At 58.5% G+C, this 12,961-nt stretch carries 10 protein-coding genes; 3 read left to right on the top strand and 7 right to left on the bottom strand.

The window, feature by feature from the left end; translation table 11 throughout:
• Positions 1-11 precede the first annotated feature (11 nt).
• Positions 12-338 carry a hypothetical protein gene (locus OEU85_RS09765; RefSeq protein ID WP_262691287.1) on the bottom strand — a complete coding sequence of 109 codons (327 nt, stop codon included), beginning with the start codon at positions 336-338 and terminating at the stop codon, positions 12-14.
• A 114-nt stretch (positions 339-452) separates the two neighbouring features.
• On the opposite strand from OEU85_RS09765, the gene OEU85_RS09770 reads away from it, so the two are divergent.
• Positions 453-1,079, top strand: a complete 627-nt coding sequence (locus OEU85_RS09770; RefSeq protein ID WP_262691288.1) for a DsbA family oxidoreductase — start codon at positions 453-455, stop codon at positions 1,077-1,079.
• 186 nt (positions 1,080-1,265) lie between these two features.
• On the opposite strand, the gene OEU85_RS09775 is transcribed toward OEU85_RS09770, so the two are convergent.
• The 3 genes from OEU85_RS09775 to OEU85_RS09785 all read right to left on the bottom strand — a co-directional run bounded on the left by OEU85_RS09775 (position 1,266) and on the right by OEU85_RS09785 (position 5,835).
• The gene (locus OEU85_RS09775; RefSeq protein WP_262691289.1) at positions 1,266-1,817 is read right to left on the bottom strand and encodes an outer membrane protein; all 552 of its coding nucleotides are present in this window, start codon (positions 1,815-1,817) and stop codon (positions 1,266-1,268) included.
• Positions 1,818-2,025: 208 nt separating this feature from the next.
• Entirely contained in the window at positions 2,026-5,520 is a 3,495-nt protein-coding gene (mfd, locus tag OEU85_RS09780; protein WP_262691290.1) for a transcription-repair coupling factor, read from the bottom strand.
• A 12-nt stretch (positions 5,521-5,532) separates the two neighbouring features.
• Positions 5,533-5,835: an FAD assembly factor SdhE gene (locus OEU85_RS09785; protein ID WP_262691291.1), complete on the bottom strand. Its 303-nt coding sequence runs from the start codon at positions 5,833-5,835 to the stop codon at positions 5,533-5,535.
• A 117-nt stretch (positions 5,836-5,952) separates the two neighbouring features.
• Here OEU85_RS09785 and recG point away from each other — a divergent pair, with 117 nt between their 5' ends.
• Entirely contained in the window at positions 5,953-8,037 is a 2,085-nt protein-coding gene (recG, locus tag OEU85_RS09790; RefSeq protein ID WP_262691292.1) for an ATP-dependent DNA helicase RecG, read from the top strand.
• 29 nt (positions 8,038-8,066) lie between these two features.
• Here recG and OEU85_RS09795 read toward each other — a convergent pair whose 3' ends face one another.
• Both OEU85_RS09795 and OEU85_RS09800 read right to left on the bottom strand, forming a co-directional pair.
• Entirely contained in the window at positions 8,067-9,533 is a 1,467-nt protein-coding gene (locus OEU85_RS09795) for an MATE family efflux transporter (protein WP_262691293.1), read from the bottom strand.
• A gap of 61 nt (positions 9,534-9,594) precedes the next feature.
• Positions 9,595-10,503 carry a hypothetical protein gene (locus tag OEU85_RS09800; RefSeq protein ID WP_262691294.1) on the bottom strand — a complete coding sequence of 303 codons (909 nt, stop codon included), beginning with the start codon at positions 10,501-10,503 and terminating at the stop codon, positions 9,595-9,597.
• Between the two features lie 247 nt (positions 10,504-10,750).
• Here OEU85_RS09800 and OEU85_RS09805 point away from each other — a divergent pair, with 247 nt between their 5' ends.
• The gene (locus tag OEU85_RS09805; RefSeq protein ID WP_262691295.1) at positions 10,751-12,274 is read left to right on the top strand and encodes an acyl-CoA carboxylase subunit beta; all 1,524 of its coding nucleotides are present in this window, start codon (positions 10,751-10,753) and stop codon (positions 12,272-12,274) included.
• Here OEU85_RS09805 and OEU85_RS09810 read toward each other — a convergent pair.
• Positions 12,267-12,953 carry a hypothetical protein gene (locus tag OEU85_RS09810; RefSeq protein ID WP_262691296.1) on the bottom strand — a complete coding sequence of 229 codons (687 nt, stop codon included), beginning with the start codon at positions 12,951-12,953 and terminating at the stop codon, positions 12,267-12,269. The two genes, OEU85_RS09805 and OEU85_RS09810, sit on opposite strands and share 8 nt — an antisense overlap.
• Between the last annotated feature and the right edge of the window lie 8 nt (positions 12,954-12,961).

Genomic DNA, 12,961 nt, shown 5'->3' on the forward strand with positions numbered 1-12,961 from the left:
TGTTATCCGGCCTAGCCCTTGTCGTCCAGAAGTGAGCCAAGCGTATCGTCAATGCGCTTGAAAGCCTTGGCATTGGCTTTGAACGTTTGCTCTTCAGCCTTGAGGTCAACCATTTGCTGGAGAAGGTCGGAATAGCCAGCGTTCCCCCCGGTGCTGCGCGCCACTGGCGCACCGGTTGCAGCAGCGGACGGCGGTGAGGTGGTGTCGCTGGCTTCGGTCACATCAAGCTTGAACGATGCCGCTTCACCCGACAGCCTCAATATCTCTTTTGCGATATCGGTTGCGCGGCGTTCAGCCTCCAGCATTCCAGTAGCGGCGGTGTTCAAAGCTTTGATCATATTCTGTGACCCTCCGAATTCGGCGCCATCATACACAGGTTATGCTAAAATGCGTCTTAAGAAATAGACCCAATTTTATTTAGTTGGCTGAAAAAGGCGGAAGTGGAGCGATTGATGGAAATGGATGTGGTGATTGATGTGGTTTGCCCGTGGTGTTTTGTTGGCAAACGTCAGCTTGATCGCGCGCTTGAAATGCGCCCCGGCGTGGTAAGTGAAGTACGCTATCGTCCCTATCAGCTTTCGCCGGAGACACCGGCAGAAGGCGTTGACAGAAACGCTTATTACGAGAAGAAATTTGGTAACAGTCCGCAGTTTCAGACGGCACGCAAGCATCTCCTTGAAATGGGTGAGGAGCTTGGCATCACTTTCGACTTCGAGAGCGAATGCCGTATTGCCAATACGCTGGACGCACATCGGCTGATGCGTTGGGGGTTGAGTGCGGGCGCGCAGGAGGCGGTGGCTGAAGGCCTGATGCGGGCTTATTTTGAAAAGTGCCAGTTTATCGGTGACCATGGCTTGCTTATCGAGATCGCGGCGGGCGCCGGTATGGACAGCGCGCTGGTCGCAGACCTTCTGGCAAGTGATCGCGATAAGGAACTTGTGGAACGCGAAGTGGCAAACGCCCGTCAGATGGGCATAAGCGGCGTGCCGATGTTTATTTTTGACGGCAAGGGCGCACTATCGGGGGCACAAGGGGCCGAGATGATCGTCAAGGCGATTGATCAGCAGGAAGCTGCCTGAACCAACGCCGTTCCTGAAGAGGGTGGAGCATCCCTCAGGGAAAAAGGGATGCTCCGGCTCGGTACAATGGGGTACTCGAAACTCCGGCCAGGGGTGGTGGCCGGGTGGATAACCGGGAGTATAGGGGGGCTCCCGGGTGGGGTGGGCGCTGCCATCAGGAGGAAAAGCGCCCGAATTCTTCAAGGCTTAGAAGCTTGCCAGCAGACCTGCTTTACCGGTCCACTGTTTAACGCCATCACCATAGCTGGTGTAATCCACGCCGGTACGGAAGCTCAGCCCGTTCATCAGGGCACGCTCATAGCCCGCACCAAAACGCCAGCCACCGTCGTTATAGGCGCCGCCTTCAGTGGAGTCCGTCAGGTCAAAGCGGGTGCGGGCATAACCAGCCTTACCGTACACAAGGTTGCGGCCGTCAGGCCCGAATGCCTGGCCAAGAATCAGCGAGCCGCTATATTCGTAATCAGTGTTGCGGGCATCAAGCTGGTTGTAGCCGGTGTCACCAAGCGTGCCTTCCACGCCAAATACCATATTGGTATCTGATTGCATGCGGTAGCCAAGCACACCGCCATAATAAATACTGCGGTCACGTTTTTCGGTTGCACTCATTTTGGTCCAGTCAACACCTGCTTCGATCCCGCTGTAGATGCCCTCAAAATATTTTGCGTCTTGCGCGGTTGCTGCGCCTGCAAACAGGGCGGTTGCTGCGGTCGTTGCAATAAGAGTTTTGGTAAATTTCATAGGTCGTCTCCAAGTTCTATCCGTTGCTGCTAGCCAATTGTTTTTTTCTGGCTCGGTGATTGGACTTTCGCGCCGGACTAAGGCCCGGAAATGGATGGGAAACGGCGGAATTAAGAAAAATTGTGTCCTTTTGTGGCGGCCAGATGAATGGCCGTTCAGCTTGGTCGGAAATAAGGAGGACCGGGGTGCTCGCTGGCGGTCTTGGGCCCTATGTTGCCAGGGATGCCAACTTGCGGGTGATAGACGCCACGGTCTTGAGCCGTGCGCCGATTTTATCCATGCGAGCGAAGTAAACCAGTTTGTGATCGGGCCTGAGTTTGGCAGTGGCTCCAGTGGAGGAGATAAATTCAACAAGGCCCGCCGGGTTCGCATATTTGTCGTCCCGGAAGGAGATGGTCACGCCCTTGGCACCCGCCTCAAGCTTTTCAATGCCTGCACGTTTAGCGTGGCCCTTGATGATCATGATGGCAGCAAGCTGTTTCACTTCACCGGGCAGCGTGCCAAAGCGGTCTATGAGTTCCGCACAGAAGGCATCTACGTCTTCACGTGTGTCAAGGTCGGCCAGACGGCGGTATAGCGCCATACGTTGCGTGAGATCAGGCACGTAGCGCTCAGGGATCATGACCGTGGCACCCAGATTGATGGTAGGCGACCACTGGGTATCCTCATATTCATCATCCGCACCGCCTGCGCGTGCTTCTGCTACGGCTTCCTCCAGCATTTTCTGGTACAGCTCAACGCCCACTTCCTTGACGTGGCCGCTTTGCTCGTCGCCCAGCAGGTTACCGGCGCCGCGGATGTCCATATCGTGGCTGGCGATGGTGAAGCCAGCTCCAAGGGTGTCGAGTGCCTGCAAGACCTGGAGGCGCTTGTCTGCGTTTTCCGTCAGCATGCGGTTGGCGGGTGTAGTGAGGTAGGCATAAGCGCGTGTCTTGGAACGCCCGACACGCCCCCGCAACTGATAAAGCTGCGCAAGGCCAAACATATCCGCCCGGTGCACCACCATGGTGTTGGCGGTGGGGATGTCGATCCCGCTTTCAATAATGGTGGTCGACAGCAGTACATCATATTTGCCGTCATAAAAGGCGGTCATGACATCTTCAATGGTTTTGGGCGGCATCTGGCCGTGGCCGGTGATGAACTTTACCTCCGGCACATGTTCCTTGAGGAAGGTGGCAGCTTCTTCCAGATCAGCGATGCGGGGCACCACATAGAAACTTTTGCCGCCCCGGTAATGCTCGCGCAGTAGCGCTTCACGCACGACCACAGGGTCAAATGGCAGCACGAAGGTGCGTACGGCAAGGCGGTCAACAGGCGGTGTGGCGATGATCGACAGGTCCCTGATGCCGGACATGGCCATCTGAAGCGTACGTGGGATTGGTGTGGCCGTCAGCGTAAGCACATGTACATTAGCCTTCAGTTCCTTGAGCTTTTCCTTGTGCGCCACGCCAAAATGCTGTTCTTCGTCCACGATCAAAAGGCCCAGTTCCTTGAACTCGATCCCTTTGGCCAAAAGTGCGTGCGTGCCGATGACGATATCCAGTGTGCCCAGGCGCATTTCTTCCTTCGTCGCCTTGGCTTCTTTTGCGCCCACAAGGCGGGAAAGCTGCGCCACTCGCACCGGCAGCCCTTTGAAGCGTTCGGTAAAATTCAGGAAATGCTGGCGCGCAAGCAATGTGGTCGGCGTAACCACCACCACCTGGTGCCCGGCCATGACGGCAAGGAAGGCGGCCCTGAGCGCTACCTCTGTTTTACCAAAGCCCACATCGCCACAGACAAGTCGGTCCATCGGGCGACCGCTTGACAGATCTGCCGCCACGTCGCCAATGGCGCGCAGTTGGTCGTCGGTTTCCTGAAACGGGAAGCGCGCGGCAAATTCGTCATAAATGCCTTCGGGTGTCACAATACGCTGGCCTTCGCGCATTTCGCGCTCGGCCGCCAGTTTGATCAACTGCCCGGCCATCTCGCGGATGCGTTCCTTGGCCTTGGCCTTGCGTGCCTGCCACGCAACACCACCAAGCTTGTCGAGCGCACCGCCAGAATCCTCACCGCCAAAGCGCGATAAGACCTCGATATTTTCAACGGGTACATAAAGTTTGTCACCGCCGTGGTAGGTCAACAGCAGGCAGTCGTGCGCCGCGCCGGATACCGTAACGGTCTCCAACCCCTCAAAGCGACCGATGCCGTGGCTGGCGTGCACGACAAGATCACCCGGCGCCAGCGCGCTGGCTTCCTTCAGGAAGTTATCGGCGCGTTTGCTGCGCCGTGCCTTGCGAACCAGGCGGTCACCCAGCACGTCCTGCTCGGCGATGATGGCAAGGTCTTTGGTCTCAAACCCATGCTCAAGTGGCAGCACGGTAACGGCAATGCCGGTCTTGTGCTCGCGCCTGATTTCTTCCCAGTTGTCCGCCAGCCCCACCGGCATCAAACCATGGTCTTCCAGCACACCTTTAAGCCGGTCCGCCGCACCTTTGGAGTAGCTTGCAAAAACCACGCGTTTGCCCGCTACACGCAGGGCCTTCACATGGTCGCGCACGGCGTCATAGACATTAACGTCCTTGGTGTTGCGTTCAGGCCCGAAGTCCCGGCCCTGGCGTGCCTCAAAGCTTACCACATTGATCGCCGGTGGTTCTTCAAACGGCGTGAAACGGCGCACATTCAACTCCGTCAGCCGGTCATCCCATTCCTCATCGCCAAGATAGAGCTGTGCGCTCGGTACTGGCTTATAGGGCGGGGAGGTGATGTTTTTGGAGGTTCGGGCAATGTCCCACGCTTCCTTGCGGGCAGTATAATAGTCATCAACCGCCTTGAAACGTTCGGCAGCCGCTTCATCGGCCTGATGGTCCAGCGTGAAGACCGGTTCTTCCAGATAGTCAAACAGCGTGGACATCTCATCATGGAAGAAGGGCAGCCAGTGCTCAGCGCCCTGATATTTACGCCCTTCGCTGACGGCCTCATACAGAAGGTCATCACCCTTGGCGGGGCCGAAGGTGTTTACATAATTGCGGCGGAAGCGCTCAATACCCGGCAGCCCCATGGAGAATTCACTCGCGGGCTTGAGATGCAGGCGAGGTGCGGTGCCAGTCGTGCGCTGGTCAAGGGGGTCAAACCGCCGGATGGTGTCAAGCTCGTCACCAAAAAAGTCAAGCCTTAGCGGGCTTTCTTCGCCGGGCGGGAAAATATCCAGAAGACCGCCACGCACAGCAAATTCACCCGGCTCCATCACTTGGCCCGTTCGGTTATAGCCGTTCGAAGCAAGGAAATCCGCGAGCGCCACCATGTCCACTTCGTCGCCGGGTTCCGCGTGGAAGGTAGCGTCTGCCACGGCGCCTGGCGCTGGTACACGTTGCAGCGCCGCATTCACTGTGGTGATCACCAGAAGCGGCGCTTTCAGGCGGCGGGTGGAAAGGCGCGCCAACGCCGCCATACGCTTGGCGACAATATCCCCCTGCGGGCTGACCCGGTCATAGGGCAGGCAGTCCCATGCGGGTATCTCGACAACCTCAAGCTTCGGGGCAAAGAAGCGTACCGCGTTTTTGAGCGCCATCATGCGCCCGTCGTCGCTTGCCACATGCAGCACCGCGCGCTTTGTGTCGCCAAACGCCCGCGCCGCGAGGTCGGCAAGCAGCATGGCGTCATACCCGCCCGGTACACCGGACGCGATAAGCGGCATTTCAGCGCTGACAAGCTCCTTGAGTTTCATGGGGTATATGCCTCAGCGCGCCTTGAGCGTCATAAAATCAAGTTTCTGCAGGCGGTCCATCATTGGGCCCGCGAAAGCTTCCGGCACATTTTCGCCCTTGGTAACCCAGCCAAGAATTTCATGGTCCTGCTCTTCAAACAGGCGTTCGAACCATGCACAGTCTTCGGCGTCAAAAGCATCACCATAAGCGTGGACAAAATTGCCGAAAATGAGGTCCAGTTCCTTGATGCCCCGGTGCCATGCCCGGAACTTCAGCCGCCGCCTGCGGTTCTCAAGGTCCAAGTCTCGGTGCGGGTCATAGGAAGGTTTCTGCATGCCTCGTGCCTCTGTCAGTATGTTTTTGATTGCCCGATTGATGGGCGGCACACCATAAGCTAAGGTCTGGGCTCGTTAAAGCAAAACTTCGCATATTTTCAGGGGGAATGCTGCCGTATGCGGCCTGAAGCGCTGTTTGATTATTTTGCTGATATTGAACGCCTGCCGGGCATTGGCAAGCGGAACCGGCTGGCGATCGAGAAGCTTGCAGGCACGCGCACCCGCGACCTTTTGTTCCATCTGCCCACAGGCCTGATCGACCGCCGCTATCGCCCCACGGCGGCGGTCGCCGCACCCGGCAGTGTGGCCACGCTTGAGGTAATCGTTGAAGAACACCGCCCGTCCCAGAACCGTCGTGTACCATACCGCGTGGTGTGCCGCGATGCGTCGGCCGAATTGACGCTCGTCTTCTTCAACGCGCGGGCGGATTACCTGCGCAAGCAATTGCCGGAAGGCGAAGTGCGGCTGATCAGCGGCAAGGTTGAGCATTACCTGAACCAGGTTCAGATGACCCACCCGGATTATATAGTTGCACCCGAGAATGCGGCGGAGCTTCCATCGGTGGAAACGGTTTATCCCTTAACAGCAGGCCTGTCGGGCAAGATCCTCAGGAAAGCCATCCATGCCGCGATTGAAAGCGTGCCGGAACTACCCGAATGGCAGGACCCCAGTGTGATGGCGCGTGAAGCCTGGCCGACCATGCTGGAAGCTGTGCATGCCATCCATCATCCCGAAGGGCCGGAAGTGCTGGCGCCAGGCAGCAAGCCACGGCGGAGGCTTGCCGCGGATGAACTGCTGGCGAGCCAGCTTGCACTAGCTATTGTGCGGGACCGTACCCGGAAAAAAAGGGGTCGGCCCCTCAAGGGTAGCGGCCACATAAGGGAACGCATTCTCGCAGCACTGCCATATAGCCTGACGGGCGACCAGAAAACGGCGTTGGCGGAGATTGTCACTGATCTGCAGAGCGACCGTGCCATGCTGCGTCTGATGCAGGGCGATGTGGGCAGCGGCAAAACCGTGGTGGCGCTGCTGGCCATGGCGGCAGCGGTGGAGGCAGGGGTGCAATGCGCGCTGCTTGCCCCCACCGAAATCCTTGCAAACCAGCATTTGGCAACCATTCAGCCGCTAGCGGAGGCCGCAGGGCTGAAGGTTGCGCTGTTGACCGGGCGCTCCAAGGGTAAGGCCCGTAAGACGGTGCTGGAACCGCTGGTTGCTGGCGAAATTGATATCCTGATCGGTACCCATGCACTCATTCAGGGCGATGTGGAATTCAAGGACTTAGGCTTTGCCATCATTGACGAGCAGCACCGCTTTGGTGTGCAACAGCGTCTGGCGCTTGCCGCCAAGGCGTCTGCGGGGATTGATGTGCTGGGGATGACTGCCACACCTATCCCGCGCACGCTGACGCTGACGTCCTATGGGGACCTTGATGTCTCCCGCATCATGGAGAAACCGCCGGGGCGCCTGCCGGTGGATACCCGCGTGGTCGCGCTTGACCGCATCGCGGATGTGGCGGCAGGTGTGCACCGCGCTGTGCAGGGCGGGGCACGTGCTTATTGGGTGTGCCCGCTTGTGGAAGAAAGCGAACAACTTGATATCGCGGCAGCTGAAGAACGCTTCGCCAGTCTTAAAGGCATGTTCGGCCCGCGTGTGGGACTGGTGCACGGCAAGATGAAAGGGCCTGAGAAGGACGACGTCATGGGCCGTTTCCAACGCGGCGAATTGAGCGTGCTGGTTTCTACCACGGTGATCGAGGTAGGCGTGAACGTGCCGGAGGCGACGATCATGGTGATTGAGCATGCCGAACGGTTCGGCCTTGCACAGTTGCACCAGCTTCGCGGCAGGGTCGGGCGCGGCAGCGACAAATCAAGCTGTATCCTCTTGCGCACAAACGAGATTGGCGACGTGGCCCGCGCACGTCTCAAGATCATGCGTGAAAGCGAAGACGGCTTCCTGATCGCGGAGGAAGACCTACGCCTGCGCGGTGGTGGTGAGATTTTGGGCACAAAGCAAAGTGGTTTGCCGGAGTTCAGGTTGGTGGATTTCGCCGAGCACGCATCCTTGATCGAGCTTGCCCGCGACGATGCCCGTCTTATCATCAATAAAGATCCGAACCTCGAGACAGGCAGGGGGAAGGCGCTTCGCCACCTTCTGTACCTGTTTGAACGCGACGAGGGCGTCCGGCTGATGCAATCAGGCTGAAATAACACACCTGACGCTCCTCGCTTTCTCTATGGCAGTCGCAGCAGTTCTGGTTGGCGGCAGCCACGGGCATGCAGCCAGAGAGCTAATGCCAACGCAATGACCCCGCCAACAAGAGCACCAAACAACAGTGACTGCAATGCCAGCAGCGAACCAAGCGCGATTAGCACACAGGCGATAGCTGACCAGATGAACATCCATTCCAGAATACGCAGCGCGCGGCACAGGCTCATATTACATGTTACCGACATGATAGCTTGCAATGCGATAATGGCTGCAAGCCCGATCCCAAGGCCCAACAGCACGGGGACAAGCGGAGGAAAGGTACTGAAGGCAACGACCCACGCGACGATAAATGCAAACACGAGGATCATCAACGCCGCATAGAGCAGCCCACACAGGCTGAAATTCCAGTTCCAGTCATCATCATCGTCGTTGCTGCCATTATTGCCGCCATTTCCGGGGCCGTTTCCAGGGCCATCACCCGGCCCATCGTCAGGTTGGTCGTCGGGCAAGTCGGGGTTTGGGTCCTCAGGTTCAGGTTCCGGTGTCATGGCCTCCCCTTCGGCTGAGGTCAGGTCTACGGCCACCGGGATAGGGGGGCAGCATTCGCTGGTGTCGGCCACCACCAATACCCGCGTTGTGTCACCCATGCCCTGCAGCTGAAAGCTTTGCTCTGTCTCCGGGCCAGCGTGCACCAGTACACCCTCCACCACGTAGGTATATCGTATCTGCTGCCCAACGGGAGACAGTACGCGGATGGTATATTCCCCGCTTTCGAGGTTTTCATAGGGTGGCGCGACGACGGCACCATTTTTGCGAATCTCGTAGGTCACCGTATTGGGGCAGGGCCCCGCATGGCGGTCAGGAAAGACAACGGTGCGGGTGACGGGCGGGCACGCCTGTGGAATGACGGTCACAGTCAACGATATGACCTCATTCCCTGCAGGAAGATGCACCGTGGTCGGGTTCACGCCGGGGGGAACACTTGGGTTGCCAGCAATCTCCAGCGTCCAGAATATTTGTGACCCGGGTGGTACGTTGGTGGCGGTGGCGGTGAAGTCACCAGATGGTATGCAGTTGCCTGCCAAGTCCACCGCTTGTCCGGCAAATGCGAGGTCAATGTCAACATCACCCGGTTGCGGGCATCGTGGTTCGTCGATCCCCTTGCAGTCAACCGATGTAGTAGCGGTGGTGGTGCATTCAGCACTGTCAATGCACGTCAGGGTAACAGTGACCCTGTCATTACAGTGCAGCCCTGCAACGGCGTTGTCAAAGCTGGCGCGAAGGTCGCGTGTTTGAAGGCCTGCATTGTTACCAACGTTCTGCGATGCGTCTATGTCGCTCTGGAAGATCGGCACGTTCTGGCTGTTGCGTATCTCGACATGGACCCTGCGGCAGGTGCTCTCTACGCGCGCAAAGAAGTCAATTTGAAGCGGTAATCCGCCGGGACCAAGATTGGCACCCTTGACCGATATTTGTAGGAATTCACACATGGGTTCCCCCTTTTTTCAATGCATATACTTCAACTGAGCATGCGGGCTCTGGCTTGGGCCCTCAAGGCGACCAGATTGGCGTGTAAAACCGGGTGGCGCGTGGCGCGCCGCGGCTTTCGGCCGTGATCTGACCGATGGCCCGTGCGTCGGCGCCGCCAAAAACCCGTATTTCCTCAATCACGGTAGCAAGGGTAAAAAAGCCGGTCATGGCGGAGTGGTCCATACTGTGGCCAGCCTCATGTGAGGAAACACTGGCGCCGAGGAAATCACCTGGTGCAATGGCGGGGTTGTTGCCATTCAGTACGGTAAAATTGCCGTTGCTGAAGGCGGTTGTGCCGCCGCCAAGGGGCGTTCGTATTTCAAGAACGCCAGCCGTGGCGTCAAAGCGGATGGCACCGCGTCCATAATTCGCAAGCCCCATTGGCCCCAGCACAAGCGCGAGCAGGAAGCCAAAGGCGTTCAATAGCCAGGACACAGGCATGACCCAGGCCATCCAGCCCAGGATGCCTTGATAAAAGAGATTGTGCCTGATGGGCCGGATCACTGCGAGGGCAGGTGTCACCGCAATAATGGCCAGCGTGAAACTGACTGGCCCCGGCAGCGGAAACGCGGCCCAGATGACCATGTTAACAGTCGCAGCGGTACCGAAGCCAAACCCGTGCAGGAATAGCTGTTCCGATGTTTCTGCAACGCGACCGGGGAGTGCAGGAAAGACAAGTGAGCGCTGCCCGAGCACGGTAAAAATCCAGAAGATCAGGACGTTGAACAGCAGATAATAAAGGATACCCAACAGAGTGAGCACCCACAGCGGAGCATTGGCCGGGAACACAAAAATGGCAAGCAGTGGCTGCACAACTGGTAGCAGGAAGGAAAAGACGCCCAGTGCGACGTTCTGCATTACAAGAATGTGAAAAAGTGCGCCGGATATAAGCCCAAAGGCAAGCCCGATAACAAGTCCAACGGCAATCATGTCATCCCCCTATTGATGATGGTTGATTATCCAGGCAGTCGTATACAATTTTAAGAAATGTATAATACATCTATGGGAAGCATTGTACATCCATTCGCCAAACCCGAATTCTTTATAGGTTCGACTCCCGCCGGGGTTACCGCCGACAGATCAAGCGGCCTTGCCGAACCTGTACGACGGGTTATCTTTAACCTTGGCAACAACGTGCAGATGGTGCGGGGCGTATCAGCAAGAAGGGAAACCGGGTTTGGCGTGGGATAAAGAGCTAGCTGAGAAGAAGCAGCGTGAAGCGTTGGCAGAGAAGATGGGCGGCGATGACAAGGTTGCGCGCCAGCACGGCCGGGGCAAGATGGACGTGCGCCAGCGTATCGCCAAGATGGCGGACCCCGGCTCCTTCCGCGAAATTGGCAAGCTTGCGGGCAAGGGCAGTTATGACCCTGAAGGTGAGCTTGAGGACTTTAAGCCCGCCAACTTCCTGTTTGGCCGAGCCGATATTAACCGCAGGCCGGTTGTTCTCACGGGCGATGACTTCACCGTGCGCGGCGGCGCGGCGGACGCTGCCATCTGGCGCAAGGCCGTGCTGGCGGAACAGATGGCGCATGAATACAAACTGCCGCTGATCCGCCTCATCGACGGCACCGGCGGTGGCGGCAGCGTGAAGATGCTTGAGGACATGGGCCTCACTTACGTGCCGTACCTGCCGGGCTGGGAACATGTGGCCAAAAACCTCGACAGCGCGCCGGTGGTGGCGGTTGCGCTCGGTTCCGTTGCCGGGCTTGGTGCCGCGCGGGTGGCGGCGAGCCACTATAGTGTGATGGTGCGGGGTATGTCGCACATCTTCACCGCCGGGCCCGCGGTTGTGGCGGCAATTGGCGAAACCCATGACAAGGAAGCCCTCGGCGGGGCGGACATTCACGGCCGTAACGGTACCGTGGATGATGTGGTGAACACGGAAGATGAGGCGTTCGAGGCTGCAAAACGTTTCCTCTCCTACTTGCCGTCGTCAGCGGGCAGCCTGCCGCCACGCGGAGAGACGACAGACGGCGTTGAACGCCGGGATGAAAGCTTGCTCAGCGCCGTGCCCGAAGATCGCCGCGCGGCATACTCCATGCGCAAGATTTTGAACACGGTGATGGACCGCGGCAGTTTCATGGAAATCGGCCGCATGTGGGGCCGTAGTTCGATCACCGGGCTGGCGCGACTGAACGGCTGGCCGGTGGCGGTGATCGCGAGCGACCCGTCCTTTATGGGCGGCTCCTGGTCGGCGGACGGCGCGCGCAAGGTGGAACGCTTCGTGAAGCTCGCCAATACCTTCTCGCTGCCGGTGGTGCATTTTGTCGACAACCCCGGCTTCATGATCGGGCTGGAGGCGGAGCGTGCCGCCACCATCCGTTTTGGTGTCGAGGCCCTGAATGGCATCTACAAATCCACCGTGCCATGGGCCAGCGTGATCATCCGCAAGGCCTACGGCGTGGGTGGCGCGGCGATGAGCGACCACAGCCGCTTCCAATACCGCTTTGCGTGGCCATCGGGGGATTGGGGCAGCCTGCCGCTTGAGGGCGGTATCGAGGTTGCCTATAAGGCGGAACTAGAGAAAGCTGAAGACCCGGCAGCAGCACTCCAGGAGATCAAGGCGCGGCTCGACAAGGTGCGCAGCCCCTTCCGCACCGCCGAAGCCTTCATGGTCGAAGACGTCATAGACCCCCGTGACACCCGCCCGCTGCTGTGTGAATTTGCCGAGCTAGCGCAGGGGAAGATGGCGACTAGGTAATTGAGTTCATCTCCTCAATAAACCCTTCCAGCGTTTTCACAATGGTGTCGCGGTTTTTGGCGGCTTTGATCCATGTGGGCAGGTTGGTGAAATAGCTGTGCCGGCCTTGATCCGCCTTGAACTCGCGCAAACCAGCGCTGATGTATTCAAGAAGCGCTTCGGCGTGTTTCGCGTTGAACACAAACAGGGTGCCGTCGCGCAAGGTTTTCTGCAGGAATAGCTCACAGCCGAAGGCAGGGTCGCGGGCGTCATGGCTGCTGTAGGCTGGGTGCCACACCGGCGTGAAGCTGTTTTCGCGGCCGCAGCCGTCACACGTGAGCGTTATGTCACGCGGCAGATTGGCTGCGTTTGACCGGGTGGCAGGGGCTGCAAGGTCCTTGCCGCAGCTCGAGCAGGTGTAGCGAAGCGGTGTGCCGCCCTTCAGTTCAAGCACCGGCTTTACATTGCCAAACCAGTTCTTAACACCGGCACTGGTCTGGAAGTTGCCGATCAGCGCGGATGCGCGTGCGGGCGCGTCTTTCGCCTCGATGCTGGCATGACAGCTGGTGCAGGTAAGGCGCGTGCCGCGGATGATGGCGGCGGCACCGCACTTGGGGCAGCGCACTAGAAACTCACCCGTGAAGCTTGAAAGCGCCCGTGCTTTCCCGCTGTCTTCAAAGCGTGCGATGTTTCCGGTCATATATGCCC

The organism is Kordiimonas aestuarii (assembly GCF_025574465.1).
Classification (GTDB): domain Bacteria; phylum Pseudomonadota; class Alphaproteobacteria; order Sphingomonadales; family Kordiimonadaceae; genus Kordiimonas; species Kordiimonas aestuarii.